Origin of the sequence: Lysinibacillus agricola, from assembly GCF_016638705.1 — a bacterium.
In the GTDB taxonomy this organism is placed as follows: Bacteria; Bacillota; Bacilli; order Bacillales_A; family Planococcaceae; genus Lysinibacillus; species Lysinibacillus agricola.
On the sequence record NZ_CP067341.1, the window covers coordinates 2,237,697 to 2,262,604 of the forward strand.

Consider the following 24,908-nt stretch of genomic DNA (forward strand, 5'->3'; position numbering starts at 1 on the left):
AGTACTGCGAATTGAAATAAATAACAATGAAGTCTCTCTTTTGAAGTAAAAATCGTTTACAATTCCTTAACATTAATAACAATGAAAAAACAGAAGAGAAAAAAGTTTTTTTAAGTGTTTTTATAAAAATAAAAGAAAAAACGGTAATATTTGAAGAAAAAACGGTGATTTTTATTAACGAGTTTCCAACGTTTTCAACTTAGAAAAGCACCTAAAAATAAATGTGGCAAATTTAATATTACATTTTTGTAAATTCAACTCGTTTATGTTTAAAAATCTGTAGAATTGTGTAAAAGTTTTGTTATGATGATTGCAGAAATCGACAATATTTATTCAACAGGAGGAACATGATGTTCAACTCAAATAAGCAAGATCCATTTTTTAAGGCATTGTTAAACATTTCTAAAAATGTCAAAGAAGGTATTTACTATGCACATAATGCACGTATTGAAAATATAGATGCGCTGAAAGAGATCGCAGACACAATGAAGCAATATGAAACAAGTGGAGATAAATTGATTCACGAGCTTATCGTCATGCTGAATAAATCATTTATGACGCCTATCGAGCGTGAGGATATTTTATCGCTTGCCAATAAATTAGATGATGTCATTGACGGCATGGAAGGCTGTATTGCTCATTTTGACATGTATAATTTAACAGAAGTTACAGATCCGATGCGTCAATTCTTAACATATATTGCGAAAAGTACAGATGAAATGGTCCAAGCAATGGAACTATTAAATAGCAGAAAGCTCGTTGAAATGCGTAAACATGCTATTCAAATCAAGGACTATGAGCGTGAATGTGATGAAATTTTCCGTTCTTCTATGAAGCAATTATTTATTCAAGAAAAAGACCCAATGCGTATCATCGTGTTCAAGGATATTTACGAACAATTTGAAGATATTGCAGACAGCTGTCAAACAGTAGCAAATACAATTGAAACTATAATTATGCGTAACGCGTAAGATGGAGTGTACGAAATGGATACGATATTACTGATAACAATATTAGTCGTTATGTTCGCACTTGTATTCGATTTTATTAACGGCTTCCATGATACAGCCAACGCGATAGCAACTTCTGTATCAACAAGAGCATTGAAGCCGCGTACAGCAGTATATATGGCTGCGGTTATGAACTTCATCGGAGCGATTACATTCGTTGGGGTAGCGAAAGCATTAACTAAAGATATTGTTGACCCATTCAGCTTGAATGCTTTTGATGGAGATATTACAGGTTCTGTCGTTATTTTAGCGGCACTATTATCAGCGATAACATGGAATTTAGTAACGTGGTACTTTGGAATCCCGTCTAGTTCATCGCATACATTGATTGGTTCTGTGGCAGGTGCTGCCATTGCAGCGGCAGGCTTTAATGTATTGAACTACAGCGGCTTTATAAAAATCATTCAAGCACTTATCTTCTCACCATTACTTGCGTTTGCGGCTGGTTTCTTAATGATGACTTTAATGAAAGTTTTATTTAAGGATACAAATTTATATCGAACGAATAAAGGCTTCCGAACAATGCAAATTGGTACTGCCGCTTTACAATCATTTACACACGGTACAAACGATGCGCAAAAGGCGATGGGGATTATTACGCTTGCTTTAATTGCAGGAGGATTGCATCACACAGATGATATTCCTTTATGGGTACGTTTTGCAGCAGCATGTGCGATGGGGCTTGGTACATCAGTAGGTGGTTATAAAATCATCAAAACAGTTGGTGGTAAGATTATGAAAATTCGTCCAGTCAATGGTGTTGCAGCAGACATTGCTTCTGCATCTATCATCTTCGGAGCGACATTAATTCATTTACCAGTATCCACTACACACGTTATTTCTTCATCCATCATGGGTGTAGGTACAGCACATCGTGTAAAAGGTGTTAAGTGGGGCATGGCACGTAAAATTGTGACGACATGGGTGATCACCATGCCAATTTCCGCAGTCATGGCTGCAGCTATTTACTTTATATTAAGTTTATTTTTCTAACATAATGGAAGGAATGCACAACTTACGTGCATTCCTTTTTTTATTTGTCGGAGAGAAGGGCGGAAGTGACGGATAGAAAAGGCAAAGCGAAGGAAAGCTCATCCTCAACGACGGAAAGAAATGAAGGTGACGGAAAGCCCGAGGAGAACGACGGATAGAAAAGGAGAAGCGAAGGAAAGCTCATCCTCAACGACGGAAAGAAATGAAGGTGACGGAAAGCCCGAGGAGAACGACGGATAGAAAAGGCAAAGCGAAGGAAAGCTCATCCTCAACGACGGAAAGAAATGAAGGTGACGGATAGTCCGAGCAGAACGACGGATAGAAATGGCAAAGCGACGAAAAGCTCATCCTCAACGACGGAAAGAAATGAAGGTGACGGATAGTCCGAGGAGAACGACGGATAGAAATGGCAAAGCGATGAAAAGCTCATCCTCAACGACGGAAAGAAATGAAGGTGACGGAAAGGCCGAGCAGAACGATGGATAGAAAAGGCAAAGCGAAGGAAAGCTCATCCTCAACGACGGAAAGAAATGAAGGTGACGGAAAGCCCGAGGAGAACGACGGATTGAAAAGGCAAAGCGAAGGAAAGCTCATCCTCAACGGCGGAAAGAAATGAAGGTGACGGAAAGCCCGAGGAGAACGACGGATAGCCAGATCTATGGTAATTATAAAGAAAGTGTAAAGTTCGGAAAAAAAGACTTTTTACATAGTAAGGTTAGTACAGGAGGAAAACAGATGAGAGAAAAGCTATTACTGATTGAGGATGATACGGCGATTGGACGTATTGTGAAGGATACGCTTGAACAAGAGGGTTACCAAATTACTTGGGCAACAACTGGACTTGAAGGTCTAACTGATTTTCAAGCGGATTCGTTTGATTTAGTGTTAGTCGATTGGATGTTACCTGAGATGGATGGTCTTACTGTTTGCCAAAATATTCGTTGGGAAAGTGATGTACCTATTTTAATGATGAGTGCGCGTAAAGAAGAGGCAGATAAGGTTGAGGGCTTGCAGGGCGCTGATGATTATATAGCGAAACCCTTTAGCTTAGAGGAGTTAAAGGCACGTGTAGCCTCACACTTACGTCGCTGGAAACGTTATAACAAAAATGAAATAACAGAAGATATATCATCCTTTACACATGGCTTAGAAATTGATTGGCAAAAGGAAACAGTGCGGCTTGATGATAAAAAGCTTGCCTTAACACAAAAGGAATTTGCTCTATTAAAACTACTTGCGAAAAATCCAAGCCAAACCTTTTCAAAAGAAGAGCTATATCAGCATATTTGGCAACAGGCGAGCGTAGATGACACACATACAGTCACGGTACATATAAAGGCGCTACGAGAAAAGCTAAAAGACCCAGTCAAAACGCCATATTATATACAGACGGTTTGGGGCAAAGGCTACCGCTTTATTGGTGAGCCGATATGAAAATTAAAACATGGTTACTCATCACTTTTTTCATCGTGATGATTTTACCGATAGCAGGTGCTTATAGCCTTTATGTGTGGATTAATGCCTATTATCAAGATAAAAACGGAGTTGCTGAGTATTTCGAAAAATTAACAGAGCTCAATCAGGTAAAGTCTGTTCTCGAAAATCCTATGTATTATACAAAAAATGCGGATATCAAAGATATTGAAGCACTAACGAATGATCATCTTGCAATTACACTTTATTCGAAATCAGGCTTGTTTTTGTATTCCTCAAATCCATTGAAATCGGTGTCGGGGATTGATTCTAAAGATAGTATTTTTAAAGGTTTATATGAGCTAAAGCAAAATTACAATGCCTTTACTTATAAAGAACCTGTTTATCAAGATGGAGAATTGCTTGGGGTTTATGAGATTCAATTAGTGAGGACGGATTGGGTAAAAGGCGTAGAAAGTCGTTCTTGGCTTGTAATAGCAAGCTCTATATTATTATTTCTCCTTATTTATTTTGCAGTTATGATGCTACTTAACCGTAGATTAAATAGACCGTTACATGAACTGATGCGGCAAATGCGTGCTTTTGCAAAGGGGGAGCATGTGGAATCAAATTTAGTGGCAAGAAAAGATGAAATTGGGGAACTTGCTCAAACCTTTCTTGCCATGCAGGACGAAATTGAAATCGCTCGTACTCACTTAAAAGCTGAACAACAGCAAAAGGAGTTAATGATTGCAAGTATTTCCCATGATTTGAAAACACCTCTTACAGCTATTCAAGCATATGCTGAGTCTTTACAAAGCAAGACATTATCAGAAGAACAGCAAGACGAGTACCGACAAATTATTTTAACAAAGTCTGAAACGATGAAGCATATGTTAGAGGATTTATTGATGTACACTTTACTGCAATCGACAAGCTATCATTTAGAACTTGTTGCAGTAGATGGGGCAGAGTATTTTGAAATGGCACTGTCTGATTATGAGCAACTATGTAAGGATCAAGGATTTATGCTTGAAGTTACTTGTGACATAGAGGGTATGTACGCAGTGCATCCGAAGCAGCTCCAACGGGTGATCGACAATTTAATGAGTAATGCTTGGCGCTATGGAGCAGTAGATACAGCGATAGGTTTAGCAGCCGTGAATGCCGGGAAGAGTCCAATATGGTGCTTTGATTTTGTAAAGCCTGCACTGACAATGCAAGAAGGTATGTATCTCATTGTGCAAAATTGCGGCCAAGGTGTAAATAAAGAAGGTATTGAGAAGCTATTTGAGCCATTGTACCAAGCAGATACAGCACGCACAAAGGCTGGGGAGCGGGGCACTGGACTAGGATTAAATATAGCAAAACAAATAATAGAAAAACACGGTGGGACGGTAGAGCTAGTATCGAAAGAAGGTTATGGAACAGCTGTACTTTGCTGGTTGCCACCATATGAAGGAGAGATTTGATAATGAATTGGAAAAAATCATTACGTGCAGTAGGTTTAGTGGCCGCACTAACATTTAGCTTAGTAGGTTGTAATACAGAGGGGTCATATTCACCCCAGGAAATTATTGATCAAGCGTTACAGGAAACGACAGAACCACTTACTTATTACGGTGAATACAAAATGGATATGGGTGAGATTGGAGGAAAAGCTCAAGTCGAGGAGTGGACTAAAGATGGTAAACGACGTATTGAGATGACAGCTGAAAATGGTGAGCATATCATCACAGTCAACAATGGCTCACAAGTCATTATATATGATGTTGTAAAAAACACAGTTCATAAAATAGATATTGGCGAAGGTAATTCAGATTTATTCCCATCACCAAGAGATCAGGCAGAATCACTATTTAATTTAGTAAAGGATACACATGATGTAAAAATTGATGGGGAGGAAAAGATTGCTGGAAGAGATACGTATAAAATTGTAGCTAAAGCGAAAAAAGATGATACTTTAATAGATGATATAGAAGTATGGATTGATAAAAAAACATGGATAACGTTAAAAACAATAACGAATAGTGCTGGAAATAAAATGACATCAGAGTATACGAAAATGGATGAAAATGCAAAAATTGATGATGCACAATTTACAATTGATATTCCAAAGGATGCAAAAGTGGAAGAAATAAGTGGAACTGAATCTGAGTCAGTAACACTGGATACAGTGAAGGAAGAGCTTGGCGAATTTTTAATGGTGCCAGAAGAAAATGGACTAACTTTGGATGATATTTCATTAGATAAAGGGCTAGAAGGTCGTTCAGGGTATACTTTCAATTATGTTAAGAATGGTCAACAAGAAATTTCAGTAACGGTTTTTAAAGCGAATAGTAGTGTTATTGAGGTTGATCCTACTTTAGGTGAAAAAGAAATGGACATCCGAGGTCAAAAAGGTACTGTCATGGACATGGATAAATTCCGTTATATTGGCTGGCAGGAAAAGGGCTATCAATATGGCATTATGATTGGAAATCCTGAGCTAACAATCGAAGACCTTGTAGCCTATGCAAAACAAATGACCATCGTTAAGTGAGGTGAAATGTATGAAGAGAAATGATTTTATAAAATGTCTCGCATTGTTTTTATTTAGCACAGTGTTTTTATATGGCGTAGGTGAAACATACGACGTTGCATGGCTGAAATTTCATTTCTTAGGACAATACAATGATGAAGGTTTTTATTTCAGTTTTAGTTCTTTAACCCCTATACTTGGTGGTTTACTAATCGTTGCGTTATATGAAACGAAGATTAAGCGACTTATTTAATTATGAATTTGATGTACCTAAAGAGTATAGGGATTGGAAGGGAGTAAACAGTATTAAGGTTAACTTTACAACGATATACACTTCCCTTCAAAAAAGCTAAAAAATCCACTTTTAAAAATGTGGGTTTTTTAGCGTTGATGAGATACGGACAATAAAATCTGATTAATGATAATTAGTATTGCAAAAATAGATGCTAATTGCGTTCGCCCTGTAGCATATAGAGCTATTACGGCTAAAGAAAAAATCACAAATTCAAGCATAAAATGCCAAGCCCCATCCAAAGGGATCGTTGCTTTGGGTGAACCAAACATACTCCAAAGAACTACGAATAAAACAGGTGTTCCAATTCCAAGTAAAAGCTTGAAGAAAATGCCTTTCCCAGTTTGTAAACCCCAATACCCAAAAGCCACTATCACACAAATTTCTAATAGAAAGCGAAGAGCTAAATTCAACACCATATTATTCCTCCAAAAATTGATTTTTGAAATGTGTTTTTTTTGTGGATCATCACCATAGCGTGTGGTTGATTTCCGTTCCGACTGGGCGCTTTGTAGCTGCCGCTTTGCTTTCGCTACAGAAAACATTTGTTGTTGCTGTCGCTACGCTTTCGCACAGACAAAACAATTGTAGCTGCCGCTTTGCTTTCGCTACAGAAAACATTTGTTGTTGCTGTCGCTACGCTTTCGCACAGAGCAAAGCTTCCTGGGGGCGTCCGATGAGCCGCTTCACTCGCGTTGCTCGCTCCAGGGTCTCATCTGTGACGCTGATCCCCAAGGAGTCGCCCAGTCTCCACTTCAATCAACTTGCATACGTTTTAACAAATGTCATCCACAACTTTTGGTGATGAGTGTTTTTTTTGTAACTCTTTTGTATAGTTTTAACCGTAACGCTGATAGAATCGCTACTTCTAACTTAAGCTATTTGCTGTAAATGAGTTTTAGTAAAGGCTTCATCATATTTTAATCCGTAGCCTAATGCACGATCTAAAAATATATGAGCTAGCCAAATAATAGAGGCCATGAGTAGCGGTGTCGATACAGTGACAAAGCCTATAATCAAGAGAATGGCTGGTAGGACTAAACTATGGCCAATATTGTAAAATAGCGCGCCGACTTTAGTGTTTACAATGTATCCTACCATGCTTATATCAGGTAGTAATAAAAACAATACAAAATAGAGGAACGAAAATTCAAAATGCCAGTAGAAAAATATACTTACTAAAAATGCTATTAAATATTCCAATGAGATAATTTTACGTAGTTTCATGATGACCACGACCTTCCTGTAATTGGTTATACATATCCTCGATAAGTGAACCGATGACCATTTTATTTTCCGCATATTTTCCTTCAGCCATTAATGTTTGAGCGAGCTGTAAGGATTTGAGTGCCTGTTGATAAAAAAGTAACTGCTGCTCAATGTGAGTGATCTTTCCAGAGAATAGCTGTACCGTTGCTTGATTGCAGGAATCTGAAACAGGCTTTTGCTCAAGTGTAAGAAGTTGTTTGATTTCTTGTAATGTAAAGCCGAGCTGTCTTAATACTAAAATAAATTTAATTGTATGTTCACAAGTGACATCGTACACGCGATAGCCATTGTCCCGTTTATTTGGATGTAGTAATCCTTCTTTTTCATAGTAACGCACGGTATCAGTAGATAAATTATACTTAACTGCAAACTGTTTGATTTGCATATGAACACCTCCTGAATTTATCCTAACATTGGAGTATGCTCCAAGGTCAATACAATTTATTGATATTTTTTGAAATTAAGTGAAACGGTCATTTAATGGCAGTCGTTAATAGTATAAGAGGGGGAGGTGACGGCATGCATGAAAAAATGATAGATGAACATGCAGAGCATTTATTGCGTCTCGCTTATTTTTACGTGAAAAATAGACATGCAGCAGAGGATATTGTGCAGGAGGTTTTTATAAAATTTTCTCAACCTAATTATGAGGAACGTGGACAGCTACGTGCTTATTTATCTACGTTAACGATTAATAAAAGCAAGGATTATTTAAAAAGCTGGCATTATAAAAAATGATTTTACAAGAAAAATATTTCCGGTGAAGGCTAACAAACAGCGTGATGAACTGATTGAAGCGAAGGAAAGATCGCATATCGGAGCAGCTATTCTAAAGCTTCCACTAACATATAGAGAGCCAATCATCCTTTACTATTATGAAGAGATGAAGATTGCCGAAATAGCACAGGTTCTAGGTATTGTAGAAAACACTGTTAAAACAAGGCTGAGAAGGGCAAGAGAAATCCTAAAGTCTGATCTAAAGCAGGAGGAATGGGAGGTGCTTGGACATGAATGAATGGCAAAAAGAATTGGTGAAAGTAGCAGGGGATATGGAAGAGAGTAAGGAGTGTGTCAAAAAACGTGTCTTACAGCAGCAAGATGTCAAACCCAAAAAGCCCATTCGTTTCGCGTTTTTAACAGTAATTGTGACGTTATGCTTAGTAGAATTTGTCATGGTGTAGCTACTGAATAAGGAAACGAAACAATCGGCAAACTTGTTTAACGATACACAGCTTGCTCATTTTGAAAATATTATGCGTATCCATTGGCGCGAACAAGACGAGGAATTTTATACAAAAGAGGCATTTGAACGCTACAAGAAGGTAGTTGCTATTGATTATTATGCGAAGTCACTTGATCTTCATTATTCTGAGGCAGAGCTAAAGGCTGTGAGGAAGGAGCACTATGATGAGCTTGCCATGCTACAACAATCACCTGAATATGCGGTTCTTTTTAAAGAGAAAGGATTCAAAAAATATTTTAAGACGTATATTGAGCCGCTGTTACCGATGTATGCAGCTAAAAAAAAGCTTGGTATCTTTTATCTAGAAAAATATCCAACTTTTCCAAACGGTTTGGTACAAGAAATTCGACTCATCCTGTGATGAGGAACCGTTGATTTTCGCGGAGAGTGGTGACTCCTGCGGGATTAGCTTGCGCTGAAAGCCCCGCAGGAACGTAGTGACAAGGAGATTGAAGCCAAGCCCGCGAAAAGCGCCAACTCGGAGTGAAAACCAACCTTTGATTATGGATACGCATTAATTTATATTTATTTTTTGTCGACAAATTGCAAGTCTCTTTCAAGAAGAGGCTTGTTTTTTATATGTAAGGAAATTATAGTTTTTGTACTGATATAAATATAATGAGTCGTTTTAAGAAAATGTTACAAGTTTTCTAGGAATAAATAATCATCTAATGTTAATTTTAGGTTAATTTACTCATTAATTTGAAAATAAATGATTCCGAAGAATTGTAATATTTTACACATGAAGATAGTATTAAAGAAGTAGGGGTTAATATGAGGAGGGGCGGTATGAACACACAAGAATTTGACGAATTATGGATTACGCTAAATGAATTATATAATGCGAATCGCTATTTAGAATATATAGAATTAAGTAGTGCCGCAATTGAAAGTGCCATTGCACTTGGTATGTATAATAAAGCAATCCTGTTATTACGTTATCGCTGTGCAAGCTATTTTCAAACAGGTGATTTGCAAGTTTCCATTAGTGTGCTTGAGCAATATCGTGAATTAACCTTTCAATATGGCGATGATATCGATTTAATCCATCATTATATTTTAGCCTCCATCTATTGGGGGACATTTGGTCATTTAAAGAAATCTGAAGAGTTTATGATCAAGGGACTAAAGATTGCTGAGCGTATTCAACATGTAGAAAGTATGGGGAAAATTTATAATAATTTAAGTGATTTAGAAAACTCCTTAGGAAATTATCAAAAGGCGAAGGAATTTGCATTAAAGAGCCTATACTATGCCAATGCTTTTGAGACGAAGCATGACAATCCTTATACAGGAATTATCCATCCCAAAATAAACTTAGCTGTTGCGCAAATTTGGCTGGAAGAATTTGATGAAGCATATGAAATATTGCAGGAGCTGCTGGTGACGATTCAGAACCCGCCTTATTCCAAGGTGCAATTGGAGGTTATGAATGCCTATGCTCTGCTTAATGAAAAACAGGGAAGCGTTGGCGAGGCCATTGATTTATATCAAAAGGCGAAGCACTATGCCTTACAAAATAATGATTTATCTTTGCTTCAAACCATTTACAATTCTTTAGTAAAGCTTATAGAAGAGCAGGGTAATAAAATTGTGTTGTGCTCGATACAGAAGGAATATATTAACATTTTACTAGAAATACAAAGGGAAAATTATACACATGTGTTATTTGAGATGGAGTACAATGACCAGAAGAAGCAATTTGAAAAAACTTCTTATATTGATCCATTAACGAATATTTATAATCGTCGTTATTTTGATGAGAATGCAGAGAAAATGGTGGAGAAAGCTTCATCAGAAAATCAGCAATTAGCATTAATGATGATTGATTTAGATCATTTTAAAGAAATTAATGATACAAACGGTCATTTATTTGGGGATGATGCTTTGACGATTACTGCTACTACATTAAAAGACTATTTTCAACCGTTTGAGTCGATTGTCGCTCGTTTTGGCGGAGATGAGTTTATTGTTCTTAGTCAATTAAGGGAAGGCGAATCTGTTCAATCAATGACGGAAAACCTCTATCAAACATTAACTGCTCTATCCTTAACAATCAATGATGAGGCCGTTCAATTAGAATTTAGTATTGGGGTAAGTACAAATAAACAAGGCCAGATTACCGAAGTCGAAGAACTGATCCATAGTGCGGACACAGCACTATATACGTCAAAGCGCAATGGCCGAAACCAAATCACAGTCTTTAACCAATATAGTGATGTGGGAAATAGTAAATAATTTAGCGAAAGAGGCATCCAGAAAAAAATGGGGGTGTCTCTTTATATAGTTGGTCTTACCGTCATCGGCATTTGATAATCAATCATAGAGAGTCTGCTTCATTTCAACGAATTTAACGTTGGAGTTTTGCAGATTCTTTTCATTAAAAATTATTTTTGAAAAAGTGAATCGGAAATGAAGTGGCGTCCGTCAGTAGTTTAGAAAGAAGGTGAGGACAACGATGGATATCGAAAAAATTATTGCAGAGCACGGTGACTATTTGCTAAAGGTTGCTTATTTATATGTGAAAAATGAAGCAACGGCTGAGGACATTGTGCAAGATGTGTTTATCGCCTTTTATCAAAAGCAAGAGCAATTTCGGCAAGAATCATCATTACGTACATATTTAGTGAAAATGACGGTCAATCGAAGCCATGATTATTTGCGTAGCTGGAAAAGTAAACGATTGACACTCTTTGAAAAAATAACAGGGCGTACGACAGCCGTCACGCCTGAAAAAGAATTTCTTGCTAAGTCCACAAAACGAGAGCTAGTAGAAGCTCTGTTTACATTATCTGTGGCATACAGAGAAGTACTGATTCTCTATTATTTTGAGGATATGACGACAGTGGAAATCGCACAGCTAGTATGTTGTCCAGAAGCGACGGTACGGACAAGATTACAGCGGGCTAGAAAGCAACTTGCAACAGCAATCGGTGATTATGATTGGGAGGTGTTACGCCATGAATCAATTTAAAGAAGATGTGCTAAAAGAACTTCGAGATGTAAAGCTAACAGATGAGAAAAAACAGGCAATTGCCCAGAAAACTCGTAGTAAAACTAAACAAAGAAGAAGTAGTCCATGGCAATATCGTGTGGTGCTTGCGACGTTTACGCTTTTTGTCATTGGTTTTAGTTATTTATTATTACAAAATAAAAATTCAGGAAGTCATCAAGCAGCTAGTTTACAGCAAGAAGGGGATACATGGAGCCTATGGACAATTTTGCAATACGATTTAGTAAAAGGTATATTGATTTTTAGCTTTATGGTGGGGCTTGCTTTTTTTGTTAAATGGGTGTTATTAAAGAAAGGATATGGCCTACCAGTGTGCATTGAGTGTGGCGAAACTTGGTCAGAAAAGCAAGCGCGAAGAATGTACCGGAAAAATGGACAACTAGAATGTCCTTATTGTGGGAAAAAACAATATCGCTCAAAAAAATCAATGAAAATGAGTGGTATTTTAACGTTCCCGATTCCATTTATGGCTTTTATGCATATAATCTTTAATAATATTGCAATCGGGACCATTTTCTTTGTAGCGGGTGTTTATATTTTTTATCGTCTATTAGCGCCATATGTATTTGATTTACAAGAAGATGATCCTACCAACGATCCGCTTTGGTAATTTGTGAAGAGAAATTGCTAATTCTTAACGCAAATGGGGAGGCAATTTAATTTGAAAAAGAGTAGTACATATTAATTCGTAGTAACGACTTTTCGAGCTGCAATTATCTCAAAGTGCAGAGGCTCCATAGTTATTCGCTATCGGATTCTTTAAATGAATAAACGGTATGAAAAGCCCCTCCTAATTACTCGGCTATCGAGCGATTAGGAAGGGCTTTGATTATTCTTATTTTTGAAATAATTCAATATCCAGGTCCGCGAAACATTGAGCGGTTACTATTCTTGCAAATTAAACTTTCTGCTTGTCAATCTCCTGGTCCTGTGCCGGTTGCTCTGATTGTGCTGGTTGTTCAGATTGTGTTGGTTGCTCCGATTGTTCTGGCTGTTCAGATTGTGTCGATTGTTCCTCCGACTGCTCTTTCTTCAATCCGGTTTTTTTGCGAATAAAGCCCCAAATCGCGCCGACGGCCACCACAATTATGATCCCGAACTTCTTTAATAGAGGGATGAGCACAGCAAGCAAGCCCGCTTTTTTGGCAACCGCCAGACCCGCGCCTCCAAGAATTAATCCTGTCAAGCCGAATTCAGCTACCTTATCGGTTTTTTTGTCAAAATCCTCATAGCGTTGACCTTGCTTTAAGTTAAACTGCTTTAGGATCTTGTTGTTAAACACTATACGATCGGCCTGCAAATTCGCCGGATCTGAGACGAGTATCGCTGAGATATAGCCTTGGCGGGATAGAATTCGCACATTGTAGTTAATAACACCGTTGTTCTGATTATCATGCGCCAATAATGACCACGACAAACTATGTAATTGGTTGTCGTAGAATGGAGCAACATCCCATTTGTCAACGAATAACTGATTTTCAGGGCTTAACTCCTTATTCATTTCTTCCGTACCTTCTTTGTAGCTGTCTAACAAAGCATCAGCATCGATATCTGTTTTCTCGTCGTCTTTTATATGTCCAGATTCTTCATATTCGAAATAAACGGCCCAAGTCTGTTTTTCATCTTTTGGGAAAACCACACCGATTTCTGACCCGCTCGGTTCCATTCCGCCTTGCTTTAGATACTTTTTCGTATCTTCGGCATTAAGAAAAATAAAATCACTGCCTAACTCCAGTTCCGCTAAATTGGTCCCCACGTCAACTTTCTGTCCACTACCTTCTACCCAATTCAGCTCTTCTTCGGCGAATGCGGGAACCGCACACATCATCATAATTAAAGTCATAACAGTTACTGATTTAAATAGTTTTGCAATCCACGATTTCAAAATAACTTCCTCCCAAAAATCACATGTTTTTATGCTGCGAACGACTTGTCCATCTTTTCTTTAAATAAATGCATGCATACTAGGACGGCGCCTATACCTGCAAGAGCAATTTCTACAAAGGTTTCGCCTCCGCCAAAAATGTCGTTAAAAACGGTAAATAATTTGAATTGTAGACCGAATTGCGGCAGTATAAATGCACCTAACCCTAAAATTAAAAATATGATACCAGTACGAAACAACTTACCTCCTTATAATGGAAAAATACTTATGTAGGTTACCATATAAGACAAATTGTTACAATGCGTATTCGTCCAATTGAAAACATGCTGCACAATTTCTGCCGCTTGCTAGCTCACGTTGGAGACTGAGATACCCATTCCTCGTTTTCAAGATGTGGGTCTTTTTCCGAACAACTTTTAATCCAAATAGACTAATTATAGTCAAAAAAACAACGTTAATTGCAGATTGTTAATGAATTGTACATTCAATATGTATATGCGACTGATTATATTTACGCATTTTTTGATAACCTTTTCATGGAAGTTTTTGGGCTTTATTTGGTTGGTGTTGTTTTCTTGGTTTATCAAATAACTCCTGGTTTTTTGAATTACAAGCGGACAATCTTATGAATACACCACTTTGGTCATGGCCTTTATGATAAGAAATTGCTAGTTCACTATAGCAATTTTTCAAAATAGATTGACAACAGTTTTCATTTGTTTTATCTTTGTGTTAACTTATTTATACTTTGAGTTAACGTACAAAGGGAGGCAATTTAGTTTGAAAAAAAATAGTACATATAATTATGTGTTAGCGGCATTTGGTGCAGCGATTATTGCTGTTCTTGCACAAGTAACGATTCCGCTTCCACTTATTCCAATTACAGGACAAACATTAGCAGTAGGCTTAGTTGTAACGATTTTAGGGACAAGAATTGGTACATTATCAGTATTGCTTTATATTTTGCTTGGTGCAGCAAGTATTCCAGTATTTAGCGGTATGTCAGGTGGAATTGCTATTTTGGTTGGTCCAACGGGTGGCTATATTATTGGTTTCCTAGCTACTGCAATCATTATGGGCTTATATTTAGATAAATTTGGCATTACGATTTTCAATGCCATCGTTGCGAACCTAATTGGGATGGTTGTGACATTGACGTTTGGAACGGCTTGGTTAAAAATCGTTGGAGATTTAACTTGGACAGCTGCATTTATGGGTGGTGCGGCACCATTTATCGTGGTAGGTATTGTGAAAGCTGTACTGGCAGGATGGATGGGTGTCATTGTTCGTCGTCGCTTAGAACAAGCACATTTAATTTCTTTCAGCGGGGTCCAAACACCCGCTGAACAGAGGAACTCAGTCTAAGAACGCCACGTCCTGTGGCAACGACTGAGTGACCAACATCACGTTGGCCCAAAGCCTCTGGCGGATGTCACGGAATCGGAAAGGAGTTCTTTGTGCTAACACATGGCCGATTCCGGACGCATTGTTTATCTGCGCGAAAGCGTAGCGACAGCGGCAAATGTTTTCTGTAGCGAAAGCAAAGCGACAGCTACAATTATGCCGAGGCATAATTGATTAGAAGCGATTGCATAGGAGGAATTGTTTTGGCAACGTTATGGACAGGTGGAAAAATTTACACAATGGCGCAAGTTGGCGAAATAGTTGAAGCAGTCCTTGTAAAAGATGGGAAAATTGTGGCGACAGGCTCAGTAGATAGCTTGTCGCCACAAGCTACTTCTATTCAACATTTACAAGGAAATGTGATGTATCCAGGCTTTGTCGATAGTCATTTACATATGATTGGCTATGGGGAAAAATTAAAGCATATCGATGTATCGAACATTAAAAGTAAGGAAGAGCTATTGGCCATTATTCGTGAACGGATGACAGAGGTTCCCGCTGATGAATGGGTGATCGTGATAGGGCTTAATGAGACGCAATTTGAAGCTCCTATTTTCCCAACATTAGCTGAACTAGATGCACTTGGTGAAGCACATCTTATTATTAAACGAAGCTGTCACCATTTAATTTTGGCTAATTCCAAGGCGCTATCATTTGCAGGCATTACCAATGGCACTCCATCACCAGAGGGTGGTGTGATTGATAAGGTGGATGGACAGCTAACTGGTGTTTTAAAGGATGCAGCGTTGTATATGATTGTTAACCATATGCCTCATATTACGCCCGAGTATATTGAGGATGCTCTCGAAAAGGCAGTAATATCCCTGCAATCATATGGCTTAGTAGGTGGTCATTCTGAGGATTTAAGTTATTACGGACCGCCGCTTCAACCAATACATGCTTTTCGAAAGATTGTTGAGGCAAAGCAATCGTTTAAAGTTCATTTATTACAACACCACACGGTATTTGAAGAAGTTGCCAAGATGGAAGAAACATCTTCTCCTTATTTAGAGTTTGGTGCCATGAAGATTTTTATCGATGGTGCCTTTGGAGGACGTACTGCTGCTCTTCGTGAACCGTACTGTGATGAACCAGGCAATTGCGGTATGCTCGTACATTCAACAGAACAATTAGAAGAATATGTTCAACTTGCACGTCAACATGGACAAACAGTGGCAGTGCATGCCATTGGAGATTTAGCCATTGAAACAATTTTAAAAGTATTTGCCGCCCATCCGCCTCGCAAAGGTCAATTAGATCGTGTTATTCATTGTAGCTTGGTCGATGAAGGTATTTTAGAAAAACTTGCTTCGTTGCCTGTCGCAGTGGATATGCAACCGCAATTTGTGCAGGGAGAGTATGAAGCAGAACTAGCTAGGCTAGGGGAGGAACGAGCAAAAGGCTTGCACCCGTTAAAATCGCTACTAGCTCGTGGATTAGTTGTTGCAGGTGGTAGTGATGCCCCGATTGAAGTACCCAATCCCTTACATGGTATATATGCTGCAGTAACAAGACGGAATTTTTGGGAATCTCATAATGGCTACGGTCCAGAGGAGAAAATTTCACGCTTTGAGGCAGTACGACTCTATACTACAGGGGCTGCACAAATAATAGCCCAAGACCATGTTCGAGGTAAGATTGAAAGAGGCTATACTGCAGACTTCACTGTTCTAGAAGAGGATCTTTTTACGATAGCTATCGAAAATATTTCACAAGTAAAAGTCGCCTATACGGTTGTTGATGGCCGTATCGTTTATAAAAAACGCTGTAAAGAATAAACTTTACAGCGTTTTTTGGTTCAACAAAAAGAGAGGGATAGGCTGTTATGATGCCTTCCCTCGTATTTAACGTTAAACACAATATAGGAGCTATTGTTTTTCTGATAAATCTTTCACATGCTGCTCTAGTCTTTTAACTCGTGTAGTTAAATCATCTACTTTTTGCTGAAGTGTTTCTTGAGGAGGCAGAGGAGCTGTAGATTTCATTTTTTTAATCATATTAATCATCACGAAAAATAAGGCAAGGAAAATTATAAGAAGTACGGTTGTAATAATGATATCCCCGAGATTAAAAATTGTATGTCTCATAATTATTTGGCCCCTTCAAATAGTATCGATTATATTATTTACCGAGTGGCATACGAAAAAGTTTCAAGAAAATATTTATAGACACCATAAATACACAAATCTTATTATTTTTCCTCGCATATTATATGGGACAAATTGTATTTCTAGAGCTAAAGGTAATTTGAAATAAACGGCATAACATATCATATAGGAAAGAGCTTATAAAAAGTGTAAACACGTTTAAGATAAGGAATACGATAGTATGACTGGGGTGAGTGAATGCACAAAGCGGGACAAGTAATGCGACAAGCCATCTACAATGTTTATATGTATCGCATTGATTATGTACAGGTTTTCGGGCTGATTAGGTTATTTCAGTTTTTATTAATTATTCCTATGACAACTATCGTATTTAAGCTAATGCTGCAAGTAACGGGTTATACACATATTACTGAGCAAAATATACAAAGTTTTATCATGCACCCCTTTGTCATCTCAATGATCATTCTTTTGATCATGACCATTTTACTATTTATTTATTATGAAATGGGCTTTCTTTTTTTAATGGCGTTTTACCAACAAAGGGGTATTCGTTATCGATTTCTACACATATGGCAGCAGCTCAATCGTAAAGTTATTTATTTTTTTAGTGTGCAGGTCATTTTTCTAATTATTTATATTGCACTTTTATTACCATTAGCTTCATTTATGCTACCGCTAACATTAACTCAAGCCATCTCTATTCCACATTTTTTAACAGATGAAATAATGAGCAGTCGTTCTGGCCAGCTACTTTATGCTGCTGTTGCAAGTGTTTTAGTAATAGTGGGGATACGTAGCATTTTGACATTGCCGATTTTTACAATCCAACCAAAGATATCAATAATTCGTTCATTAATACAGAGCTGGCGTTTTTCGAAGCGAGGCTTGTTTGAACTTCTTGTATTATTAACCATGCTTTTAGCAGGTCATTTACTCGTAATGCTAGGGATTACGGTAATAGGTACCTTGCCATTATATATTTTAGAGCGTTTTATGCCGAGTGCAGCACTTGTCACAGCGGGGCTTACACTTGCCTTTTTAGAAATGGTCTTCGTGGTGTTATTTAGTTTACTGCAAGCAACGTTTTCACAAGTAATGGTGGCTATTACCTATAATACGCCTGTTTTAGGCAAGGCAAGGTTTACACCGAAGTTTAAGAAAAGGCGCTATAAGCCATTGTCTTTCATTGTTTTGATTGTTTTCGTCGTATTAAGTGTGATGAATACTATTTCGCTAGAGAAAAGCGTCTATGCACCAGATACAAAAATTATTGCTCATCGTGGCTTTACAGCGGGCAATGTTGAAAATACAATCAGTGGCCTTGTCAGCGCAGCAAGTGCAGGGGCAGACCTAATCGAAATCGACATTCAGCAAACAGTAGATGGACAATTCGTTGTCTTCCACGACCGAACATTAAGAAGACTTACAGGTAAAAACGGTGTTATCGCTAATATGACGCTCGGTGAATTAAAGACCCTGACGATTCATGCAAATGGCTTAAACGATAAAATTTCATCATTAGATGATTTTATTGAAGTAGCAAAGGCTCTAAATGTTTCCTTACTAATTGAATTGAAAGTTCATGGTAAAGAAACGGAAGACGTATTACCCAAGTTAGTAGAAAAACTAAAGGCTTATAAGGTGCTCGATACGTATTATGTGCAATCATCAGATCCACAAATGATGTCACAGTTAAAAAAATTGACACCCAACTTACGTGTTGGTGTTGTCTATGTATTAAATATCGGGCCAATGGTTGAAACTGTAGATTTTATTGCACTTGAGGAATCCTGGGTAACAGATCAGCTAATCACAGAGCTGAAGCTACAAAAAATTGATTTGTTTGTATGGACACTAAATAAAGATCGTTCATTACAAGAGTTTATCGAGAAAAATGTCACCGGAGTCATTACCGATCATCCAAATGTAGCCTTGGATATACGAACAAAGCAAAGTGAGCATCAATACTTTTTACAGCGTGTACTAAATCGACTTCAATTCATATTTTAGTTCTATATGAATAAATTTAACATTTGATTATTTGGAATACCCGCGGAAGCGAAGTAAATACCCGCGCGAAGAAGGTGAATACCCGCGGACCGAACAAAATACCCATCCAAATAGTTTAAGTAAAAAGCCGTAATTCTTAAGAATCACGGCTTTTTTAGGTAAATAATAAAAAAATGTTGGTAATGTTGTAACCTTTTTCTTTTATAACCGACTACTACTATGAATTCGTGAAATGAAGGAGATGCTTTTTTTATGAAAATGACGAAAGTCGTACCATTTGCCATGTCAGCATTATTAATCGGGGGCGCTGTAGTAGCTCCATCTGCATCAGCAAACGAAGGAGAAGCGGTTGTAACGAACGCTACTGACAATAATGAGCAAAATCCACAAGTTCAGCCGATTTTTATTAAAGTAGCTGGAACAGTTGACAATGTTGAAAAACGTGATGATGCAACGTATTACACTGTTAAAGAAGGCGAAAATACAAATGTTTTTGTCGTAAATGACGATACACTTGTTTTCGATAATACTGGTAAAGAAGTAAAGCTACAAAAAGGTTATAAAGTAACGGCTTACACTTATGCAAACAAACCAATGCTTATGATTTATCCACCACAATATAACCCAGAGGTAATTATTGTTGAATCAGAAGAAATGGGAACTGTTGAAGTAGACTTTTTCAATAAAGAATTAGTGAATACGGATAACACATTAAAACTAAATGTTGGCGAAGAAACAGAATTACTTAGCCTATCTGGCAAAGAAGTAAAGGCTGAGGACTTAGCAGAACAACATTTACTAGTGTTCTATACAATCGCAACAATGAGCATCCCAGCACAAACACCTCCTACAAAAGTTGTCGTTTTAGATACGGTTGCACAAGAGCCAGGTGAGGTTGATCCTGGTGAAGTTAATCCATCTGAATCTGCTATCCAAGAAATCATTAACAAGGACTTTTATGAAGTTGAAGGTACAAAAATGGTACCACTACGTTTAATTGCCGAAGAGTTAGGCTTTAAAGTAGAATCAACAGGAAAAGGCGCTATTATCTCTAAAGGTGCTTTATCTTATACAATTACACGTGGTCAAAAAGAATACGGCTATAATAAAGCAATCCGTCATTTTAAAGTTGCACCAGCTTTATTAGAACCATCAAAAACATATGTACCAGTTGAATTTGTTGAAGAATTAATGAAATAAAATGTTGTCCATCCCCTTCATGGCATCGTGCTGCGGAGGGGTTTTTGTATGGGAAAATTTGTTAAAGTTATTTTTGAAAATAAACAAAAGGAGCAACGCTATTTTGTCTATATTCAAAAACACCCTAATAATTTACCAATATATAATAGTTAAGTAACTAAACTTAACTATAAAAAATTGTATATGAATTCACAAGAGTAGACTCCATTTTGATCAAGTTTTTTTCAAAAAGGAGTAGTTTTTTATTTGAGATTAAATCAAGGGTCAGGTGAGCTGTGCGATTCTTGGGGAATAAGTGTATAGATGCAACCCTGGAGTTGAGGAACGAAGGCAATGACATCACGTCTTGTGATAACGCCTTAGTATCGTGTTGCTGCCGCTTCGCTTTCGCACAAAAAACATCCGTTGCTCAAAGTGGTTCATCATACGCCCTTTGGAAAGTGTTCAGCTGGAATGGAAATCTACCTCATAGTGAGTTTTTCCTTCTCATAATTTTCTTTAAATGGATAATGAATTTCTGTACAATAAGATAATTAAAGTCAGATTTTTAAAGGAGCATTAAATGAAGCAGGCATTAATTATAGTGGATATGCAGGAAGCATTCTTTTTGGATAGTGAAAACTACTTATTTGATTATGAAAAAGTATTAGAAAACATTAATATGTTAATAACTTGGGCACGGCATAGTGAAGTTCCAATTATTTTTGTCCAACATACGGATTCAAATAAAGACGACGATTTTGCATTTGGAAAGCCAGGCTGGGATCTATATCACGGGCTTCTACGACAACCCGAGGATAAAGTGATTCAAAAAACAACGTGGGATGCATTCTATAAAACGGAATTAGCGCAATACTTACGGAACCAACAAGTTGAGCAGCTTATTTTCGCTGGCGCTCAAACAGAATTTTGCCTTGATACGACCATTCGAAATGCTTATAGCTATGGGTACCATCACAATATTTTAGTTGAAGGTGCACATACCACACTAGATAGTCGCGTATTAAATGCGCAGCAAATCATAAAGCACCACGAGTCTGTTTGGCACAATCGATTCGTGAACATTCAGCCACGTACTTTTTTTCAAACTAAGTAAAAGGGGTTTCAATAATGCTCATAAACAGCCAAGAATTTAATGTAAATGAACTTCATTATACAATTAGATCCGCTACTATCGAAGATGCCCAAGCATTATCAGAATTAAGGTTACAACTTGATGGTGAAACGGAAAACTTCGATAGAGAACAAGGGGAAGGCTTTATCGATACGAAAGGATTTGAAGCGATTATTAAGGAGGACACAGAAAGTCCAAGAAATTTGTGTTTAGTGACAGTAGTCGATAATCGCATTGTCGGATTCTCTAGATGTGCGGGCTCGCCATTAAAGAGAATTGCTCATAAAGTAGATTTCGGTGTAGGTGTATTAATGGAGTTTTGGCGCTATGGGATAGGCAAAAATTTCTTAAAAGCATCGGTAGAATGGGCTGACGCTAATGACATTAAAAAAATGGCCTTGACTGTTGTAGAGACAAATGACAAAGCAATTTTGCTCTATAAAAAGCTTGGCTTTGAAGTTGAAGGCGTCTTGAAAAATGATAAACTCCTTTCAGATGGCAACTATTATAATACGATTGTCATGGGAAGAATTAAGGCATAATTTTAAAATAAAACCAGCTAAGCAAATAGGTGCTTAGCTGGTTTTTTTTACAACAAAAACAACTTGCTTCTCAAATTGGCTACGAAAAAATGACCTGGACATCCGATCCTTTGCAAACACGTAATGCATATTTGAATTTAGTGAACATATATTTGAGAATTGCTATGGCAAGATGGAAGACGGTCTAAATGGTGGTCTCCCGAAGAGAACTATAAACTACTCAATTAGTATTTTTGCTAAAAAACACTTAAAGCAAAAAATATTGTATATTTTTAGCTAAAAATAACTTATCTGTAAAAATGCCGTTATTTACAATAACTTCGCTGAATTTTCTGATTATAATTAAAGAGAACAAATTATAAGGGGTTGATAGAATGTCAGTAAAGGTTAATCCAAACGTTGAGCTAAGTCACCCATTATCACCATTATCTGAAGTAGAAATTGAAAAAGCTGTTCAAATAGTCAAGGAACAGCAACAGTTGTCTGAACATGTACGATTTATGTCCGTGATGTTACATGAACCTAAAAAATCAGAAGTACTAAATTACAAACCAGGTAATACGGTAGATCGCCAAGTGTTTTTAGTGATTTTAGATGATAAAGAATTGAAAACATTTGAAGCAATTGTAAATTTAACTTCAGAAAAAGTTGATTCCTACGAACATATTCCTGGGGTACAACCAAATGTAGCCTTAGAGGAATTTGAGCAATGTGAAGAATTAGTAAAGAGCCACCCTGATTTTATAGCAGCTTTACAGAAACGTGGCATTGACAATCCTGATTTAATCATGGTGGATCCTTGGTCAGCAGGAAATTTTGGTGTTCAGGAACATGAAGGTAAACGTTTACTTCGTGCGATTTGTTGGCAAAAACAATCACTAGAAGATAACGGATATGCTTACCCTTTAACAGGTATTGTTACGTATGTAGACCTAAACAAAATGGAAGTTTACAAAGTAGAAGATCACGGGGTACGTCCAATTCCAACAACATCAGGTAACTACCATCCTGAAGTTGATGAATCAATTGTGTTTAGAAATGACTTGAAACCACTGGAAATCATTCAACCTGAAGGTCCAAGCTTTACAATTGAAGGGAATTTGATCAAATGGCAAAAGTGGAGTTTCCGCTATGGATTTACACCACGTGAGGGCCTTGTATTATACACAATTAATTACCATGACAAAGGCAAGGATCGCCCAGTTCTTTATCGTGCAGCATTATCAGAAATGGTTGTCCCTTATGGTGAACCAACATTTTCGCATAACACACAAAATGCCTTTGATGCTGGTGAATATGGAATGGGTCAATTAGCCAATTCGTTAGAACTAGGTTGCGACTGCTTAGGGGAAATTCAATACTTTGATGGTGTTGTAGCTGATGTTAAAGGAAATGCGCGTACGATCAAAAATGCGATTTGCTTACACGAAGAAGATTACGGGATTGGTTGGAAACATACAGATTGGCGTACAGGCCATGTAGAAGTTCGGCGCTCACGTCGACTAGTGATTTCATTCTTCTGTACAGTTGGAAATTATGATTACGGCTTCTATTGGAGTTTCTACCAAGACGGTACGATTGAAGCTGAAGTCAAACTAACAGGTATTTTAAGCACTGGTACATGTGAAGATGGCATCCAAACAAAATATGGATCTGAGATTTCTCCAGGATTAAACGCATCACATCATCAACACTTCTTTAATTTCCGACTTGATACGATGTTAGACGGTGAAAATAACTCAGTAGTTGAAACGGAAACAGTATCAGAAACATTGGGTGAACACAATCCGAATGCCAATGGTTTCTATCCTCTTTCACGTATCTTTAAAACGGAGAAGGAAGCGTTACGTAATTTAGACTTAAAAACGCAGCGTACTTGGAAAATTATCAATAAAAACTCACTTAACCGAGTGAATCAACCTGTTGGATATAAAATTTTGCCTGGCGAAAATTGCTTCCCATTTGCTCATGAAGAAGCAAGCGTTATGAAACGTGCTGGCTTCCTTAAACACCATTTACACGTTACGCAATTTGATGAAAATGAAAAATATGCAACAGGTATGTATCCAAATCAACATGCTGGAGGAGATGGACTTCCAAAATACGTTGAGAAAAACCGTTCAATTGATGATGAAGATATCGTCGTTTGGTACACAATGGGCCATCATCATATCCCGCGCCCTGAAGATTGGCCTGTAATGCCAACTGCATACATCAATTTCCAATTAAAACCAGTTGGATTCTTTGACCGAAACCCAGCAATAGACGTTCCTAGACCGGACAAGAAGTGTCACACAACTTCGTCATGTCATATACAATAAAACTCTTTAAGGAGTGATTATATGCTACCATTCCTAAGCATGTTGGTGATCATTACGTTTACGGTAATCACTAACCGTTTATTAAAACAGCGTTTTGCTAATCATGGCATGGCCAAGTGCTGTATTATGCTGATTTCTATGACAATGAGTACTGCTGTTGGGATGAATATGGCTACCTGGCTTCCCGATATGGTACTAGGTGCAATAGCATCTATTATTATTTCTATTGCATTAGGCTATTTACTGTCAACAGGCTTACCAATGTACCTATTCATGGAAAGTGTAGGATCTAGTTTTATGGGAGCAATGATGGGCGCGATGCTAACATTAATGACCACCCAATATTTAACGTTAAGCATTATCTTTTTTACAATGATGTTTATTGTAAGTGCTATCATTTCTATCGGTGTATGGAATCGTGAGATGTTTCCTATCTTTATAAAAGCCATTCCAAAGCATATTTACATTGTGGCAGGTTTAATGATTTGTGTACTAGTATTAAGTAGTTTTGAGATTCAACATGAGGTACCTGTAAAAGCAGAACAACAGCATCAACATCATCATTAAAGG

28 protein-coding genes are annotated in these 24,908 nt (G+C 37.5%); 21 read left to right on the forward strand and 7 right to left on the reverse strand.

Annotated features, from left to right (window positions below; all coding sequences use genetic code 11):
- Positions 1 to 350: 350 nt before the first annotated feature.
- The 6 genes from FJQ98_RS10595 (at position 351) to FJQ98_RS10620 (ending at position 6,190) form a co-directional block, all read left to right on the forward strand.
- The gene (locus FJQ98_RS10595; protein ID WP_053596782.1) at positions 351 to 971 is read left to right on the forward strand and encodes a DUF47 domain-containing protein; all 621 of its coding nucleotides are present in this window, start codon (positions 351 to 353) and stop codon (positions 969 to 971) included.
- A 15-nt stretch (positions 972 to 986) separates the two neighbouring features.
- On the forward strand, positions 987 to 2,003 hold the full coding sequence (locus tag FJQ98_RS10600) for an inorganic phosphate transporter (protein WP_053596783.1): 1,017 nt from the start codon (positions 987 to 989) through the stop codon (positions 2,001 to 2,003).
- 735 nt (positions 2,004 to 2,738) lie between these two features.
- Positions 2,739 to 3,437, forward strand: coding sequence for a response regulator transcription factor (locus FJQ98_RS10605; protein WP_053596784.1), 699 nt, complete (start codon positions 2,739 to 2,741; stop codon positions 3,435 to 3,437).
- The gene (locus FJQ98_RS10610; RefSeq protein WP_053596785.1) at positions 3,434 to 4,888 is read left to right on the forward strand and encodes a HAMP domain-containing sensor histidine kinase; all 1,455 of its coding nucleotides are present in this window, start codon (positions 3,434 to 3,436) and stop codon (positions 4,886 to 4,888) included. Before FJQ98_RS10605 ends, FJQ98_RS10610 begins: the two co-directional genes overlap by 4 nt.
- A gap of 2 nt (positions 4,889 to 4,890) precedes the next feature.
- Positions 4,891 to 5,958 carry a LolA family protein gene (locus FJQ98_RS10615; RefSeq protein WP_053596786.1) on the forward strand — a complete coding sequence of 356 codons (1,068 nt, stop codon included), beginning with the start codon at positions 4,891 to 4,893 and terminating at the stop codon, positions 5,956 to 5,958.
- Between the two features lie 10 nt (positions 5,959 to 5,968).
- Positions 5,969 to 6,190, forward strand: a complete 222-nt coding sequence (locus tag FJQ98_RS10620) for a hypothetical protein (protein WP_053596787.1) — start codon at positions 5,969 to 5,971, stop codon at positions 6,188 to 6,190.
- Between the two features lie 128 nt (positions 6,191 to 6,318).
- Here FJQ98_RS10620 and FJQ98_RS10625 read toward each other — a convergent pair whose 3' ends face one another.
- From FJQ98_RS10625 to FJQ98_RS10640, 4 genes are all read right to left on the reverse strand, one after another.
- A complete protein-coding gene (locus FJQ98_RS10625; protein WP_075807339.1) occupies positions 6,319 to 6,648 on the reverse strand; it encodes a YrdB family protein in 330 nt (109 codons plus the stop codon).
- A gap of 49 nt (positions 6,649 to 6,697) precedes the next feature.
- On the reverse strand, positions 6,698 to 6,850 hold the full coding sequence (locus tag FJQ98_RS10630; RefSeq protein WP_158003095.1) for a hypothetical protein: 153 nt from the start codon (positions 6,848 to 6,850) through the stop codon (positions 6,698 to 6,700).
- A 252-nt stretch (positions 6,851 to 7,102) separates the two neighbouring features.
- Entirely contained in the window at positions 7,103 to 7,456 is a 354-nt protein-coding gene (locus FJQ98_RS10635) for a DUF4260 domain-containing protein (RefSeq protein ID WP_053596788.1), read from the reverse strand.
- Entirely contained in the window at positions 7,443 to 7,883 is a 441-nt protein-coding gene (locus FJQ98_RS10640) for a MerR family transcriptional regulator (protein WP_053596789.1), read from the reverse strand. The genes FJQ98_RS10635 and FJQ98_RS10640 overlap by 14 nt, the downstream gene beginning before the upstream one ends.
- Positions 7,884 to 8,017: 134 nt before the next feature.
- Between FJQ98_RS10640 and FJQ98_RS26760 the strand changes: the two genes are divergently transcribed.
- From FJQ98_RS26760 to FJQ98_RS10670, 7 genes are all read left to right on the forward strand, one after another.
- Positions 8,018 to 8,236, forward strand: a complete 219-nt coding sequence (locus tag FJQ98_RS26760; protein ID WP_241774635.1) for a sigma factor — start codon at positions 8,018 to 8,020, stop codon at positions 8,234 to 8,236.
- 22 nt (positions 8,237 to 8,258) lie between these two features.
- On the forward strand, positions 8,259 to 8,513 hold the full coding sequence (locus FJQ98_RS26765) for a sigma-70 family RNA polymerase sigma factor (RefSeq protein ID WP_241774636.1): 255 nt from the start codon (positions 8,259 to 8,261) through the stop codon (positions 8,511 to 8,513).
- Entirely contained in the window at positions 8,506 to 8,679 is a 174-nt protein-coding gene (locus FJQ98_RS10650) for a hypothetical protein (protein ID WP_158003096.1), read from the forward strand. Before FJQ98_RS26765 ends, FJQ98_RS10650 begins: the two co-directional genes overlap by 8 nt.
- Before the next feature lie 33 nt (positions 8,680 to 8,712).
- On the forward strand, positions 8,713 to 9,102 hold the full coding sequence (locus FJQ98_RS10655; RefSeq protein WP_053596790.1) for a hypothetical protein: 390 nt from the start codon (positions 8,713 to 8,715) through the stop codon (positions 9,100 to 9,102).
- A 428-nt stretch (positions 9,103 to 9,530) separates the two neighbouring features.
- Positions 9,531 to 10,979: a tetratricopeptide repeat-containing diguanylate cyclase gene (locus tag FJQ98_RS10660; RefSeq protein ID WP_053596791.1), complete on the forward strand. Its 1,449-nt coding sequence runs from the start codon at positions 9,531 to 9,533 to the stop codon at positions 10,977 to 10,979.
- Between the two features lie 220 nt (positions 10,980 to 11,199).
- Positions 11,200 to 11,715: a sigma-70 family RNA polymerase sigma factor gene (locus tag FJQ98_RS10665; RefSeq protein WP_053596792.1), complete on the forward strand. Its 516-nt coding sequence runs from the start codon at positions 11,200 to 11,202 to the stop codon at positions 11,713 to 11,715.
- Complete coding sequence (locus FJQ98_RS10670) at positions 11,702 to 12,364, forward strand: TIGR04104 family putative zinc finger protein (RefSeq protein WP_053596793.1); 663 nt, start codon at positions 11,702 to 11,704, stop codon at positions 12,362 to 12,364. The genes FJQ98_RS10665 and FJQ98_RS10670 overlap by 14 nt, the downstream gene beginning before the upstream one ends.
- 288 nt (positions 12,365 to 12,652) lie before the next feature.
- Here FJQ98_RS10670 and FJQ98_RS10675 read toward each other — a convergent pair whose 3' ends face one another.
- Positions 12,653 to 13,639, reverse strand: coding sequence for a DUF2167 domain-containing protein (locus tag FJQ98_RS10675; protein WP_075807340.1), 987 nt, complete (start codon positions 13,637 to 13,639; stop codon positions 12,653 to 12,655).
- 29 nt (positions 13,640 to 13,668) lie between these two features.
- Positions 13,669 to 13,878, reverse strand: a complete 210-nt coding sequence (locus FJQ98_RS10680; RefSeq protein WP_053596794.1) for a hypothetical protein — start codon at positions 13,876 to 13,878, stop codon at positions 13,669 to 13,671.
- A gap of 541 nt (positions 13,879 to 14,419) precedes the next feature.
- Between FJQ98_RS10680 and FJQ98_RS10685 the strand changes: the two genes are divergently transcribed.
- Together FJQ98_RS10685 and FJQ98_RS10690 are read left to right on the forward strand one after the other, a co-directional pair.
- Complete coding sequence (locus FJQ98_RS10685; RefSeq protein WP_053596795.1) at positions 14,420 to 15,004, forward strand: biotin transporter BioY; 585 nt, start codon at positions 14,420 to 14,422, stop codon at positions 15,002 to 15,004.
- A 242-nt stretch (positions 15,005 to 15,246) separates the two neighbouring features.
- Positions 15,247 to 16,821: an amidohydrolase gene (locus FJQ98_RS10690; RefSeq protein ID WP_053596796.1), complete on the forward strand. Its 1,575-nt coding sequence runs from the start codon at positions 15,247 to 15,249 to the stop codon at positions 16,819 to 16,821.
- Between the two features lie 90 nt (positions 16,822 to 16,911).
- Here FJQ98_RS10690 and FJQ98_RS10695 read toward each other — a convergent pair whose 3' ends face one another.
- A complete protein-coding gene (locus tag FJQ98_RS10695) occupies positions 16,912 to 17,130 on the reverse strand; it encodes a DUF4083 family protein (protein WP_053596797.1) in 219 nt (72 codons plus the stop codon).
- A gap of 258 nt (positions 17,131 to 17,388) precedes the next feature.
- Here FJQ98_RS10695 and FJQ98_RS10700 point away from each other — a divergent pair, with 258 nt between their 5' ends.
- The 6 genes from FJQ98_RS10700 to FJQ98_RS10725 all read left to right on the forward strand — a co-directional run bounded on the left by FJQ98_RS10700 (position 17,389) and on the right by FJQ98_RS10725 (position 24,905).
- Entirely contained in the window at positions 17,389 to 19,161 is a 1,773-nt protein-coding gene (locus FJQ98_RS10700; RefSeq protein ID WP_053596798.1) for a glycerophosphoryl diester phosphodiesterase membrane domain-containing protein, read from the forward strand.
- A gap of 252 nt (positions 19,162 to 19,413) precedes the next feature.
- Positions 19,414 to 20,361 (forward strand): stalk domain-containing protein, encoded by a 948-nt coding sequence (locus tag FJQ98_RS10705; RefSeq protein ID WP_053596799.1) that lies wholly within the window; start codon positions 19,414 to 19,416, stop codon positions 20,359 to 20,361.
- A gap of 562 nt (positions 20,362 to 20,923) precedes the next feature.
- The gene (locus FJQ98_RS10710) at positions 20,924 to 21,457 is read left to right on the forward strand and encodes a cysteine hydrolase family protein (protein ID WP_053596800.1); all 534 of its coding nucleotides are present in this window, start codon (positions 20,924 to 20,926) and stop codon (positions 21,455 to 21,457) included.
- A gap of 14 nt (positions 21,458 to 21,471) precedes the next feature.
- A complete protein-coding gene (locus tag FJQ98_RS10715) occupies positions 21,472 to 22,017 on the forward strand; it encodes a GNAT family N-acetyltransferase (RefSeq protein ID WP_053596801.1) in 546 nt (181 codons plus the stop codon).
- Between the two features lie 374 nt (positions 22,018 to 22,391).
- Positions 22,392 to 24,338 (forward strand): primary-amine oxidase, encoded by a 1,947-nt coding sequence (locus tag FJQ98_RS10720; protein ID WP_053596802.1) that lies wholly within the window; start codon positions 22,392 to 22,394, stop codon positions 24,336 to 24,338.
- A 21-nt stretch (positions 24,339 to 24,359) separates the two neighbouring features.
- Entirely contained in the window at positions 24,360 to 24,905 is a 546-nt protein-coding gene (locus FJQ98_RS10725; RefSeq protein ID WP_053596803.1) for a hypothetical protein, read from the forward strand.
- Positions 24,906 to 24,908 lie beyond the last annotated feature (3 nt).

Excerpts from the sequence above, each read along its gene's own strand:
- FJQ98_RS10650 (WP_158003096.1), top strand. The coding sequence starts at position 8,506 with ATGAATGAATGGCAAAAAGAATTGGTGAAAGTAGCAGGGGATATGGAA.
- FJQ98_RS10670 (WP_053596793.1), top strand. The coding sequence starts at position 11,702 with ATGAATCAATTTAAAGAAGATGTGCTAAAAGAACTTCGAGATGTAAAG.
- FJQ98_RS10705 (WP_053596799.1), top strand. The coding sequence starts at position 19,414 with ATGAAAATGACGAAAGTCGTACCATTTGCCATGTCAGCATTATTAATC.
- FJQ98_RS26760 (WP_241774635.1), top strand. The coding sequence starts at position 8,018 with ATGCATGAAAAAATGATAGATGAACATGCAGAGCATTTATTGCGTCTC.
- FJQ98_RS10605 (WP_053596784.1), top strand. The coding sequence starts at position 2,739 with ATGAGAGAAAAGCTATTACTGATTGAGGATGATACGGCGATTGGACGT.
- FJQ98_RS10660 (WP_053596791.1), top strand. The coding sequence starts at position 9,531 with ATGAACACACAAGAATTTGACGAATTATGGATTACGCTAAATGAATTA.
- FJQ98_RS10635 (WP_053596788.1), bottom strand. The coding sequence starts at position 7,456 with ATGAAACTACGTAAAATTATCTCATTGGAATATTTAATAGCATTTTTA.
- FJQ98_RS10725 (WP_053596803.1), top strand. The coding sequence starts at position 24,360 with ATGCTACCATTCCTAAGCATGTTGGTGATCATTACGTTTACGGTAATC.
- FJQ98_RS10615 (WP_053596786.1), top strand. The coding sequence starts at position 4,891 with ATGAATTGGAAAAAATCATTACGTGCAGTAGGTTTAGTGGCCGCACTA.
- FJQ98_RS10640 (WP_053596789.1), bottom strand. The coding sequence starts at position 7,883 with ATGCAAATCAAACAGTTTGCAGTTAAGTATAATTTATCTACTGATACC.
- FJQ98_RS10630 (WP_158003095.1), bottom strand. The coding sequence starts at position 6,850 with ATGTTTTCTGTAGCGAAAGCAAAGCGGCAGCTACAATTGTTTTGTCTG.
- FJQ98_RS10700 (WP_053596798.1), top strand. The coding sequence starts at position 17,389 with ATGCACAAAGCGGGACAAGTAATGCGACAAGCCATCTACAATGTTTAT.
- FJQ98_RS10600 (WP_053596783.1), top strand. The coding sequence starts at position 987 with ATGGATACGATATTACTGATAACAATATTAGTCGTTATGTTCGCACTT.
- FJQ98_RS10715 (WP_053596801.1), top strand. The coding sequence starts at position 21,472 with ATGCTCATAAACAGCCAAGAATTTAATGTAAATGAACTTCATTATACA.
- FJQ98_RS10720 (WP_053596802.1), top strand. The coding sequence starts at position 22,392 with ATGTCAGTAAAGGTTAATCCAAACGTTGAGCTAAGTCACCCATTATCA.
- FJQ98_RS10595 (WP_053596782.1), top strand. The coding sequence starts at position 351 with ATGTTCAACTCAAATAAGCAAGATCCATTTTTTAAGGCATTGTTAAAC.
- FJQ98_RS10625 (WP_075807339.1), bottom strand. The coding sequence starts at position 6,648 with ATGGTGTTGAATTTAGCTCTTCGCTTTCTATTAGAAATTTGTGTGATA.
- FJQ98_RS10665 (WP_053596792.1), top strand. The coding sequence starts at position 11,200 with ATGGATATCGAAAAAATTATTGCAGAGCACGGTGACTATTTGCTAAAG.
- FJQ98_RS10610 (WP_053596785.1), top strand. The coding sequence starts at position 3,434 with ATGAAAATTAAAACATGGTTACTCATCACTTTTTTCATCGTGATGATT.
- FJQ98_RS10710 (WP_053596800.1), top strand. The coding sequence starts at position 20,924 with ATGAAGCAGGCATTAATTATAGTGGATATGCAGGAAGCATTCTTTTTG.
- FJQ98_RS10620 (WP_053596787.1), top strand. The coding sequence starts at position 5,969 with ATGAAGAGAAATGATTTTATAAAATGTCTCGCATTGTTTTTATTTAGC.
- FJQ98_RS10695 (WP_053596797.1), bottom strand. The coding sequence starts at position 17,130 with ATGAGACATACAATTTTTAATCTCGGGGATATCATTATTACAACCGTA.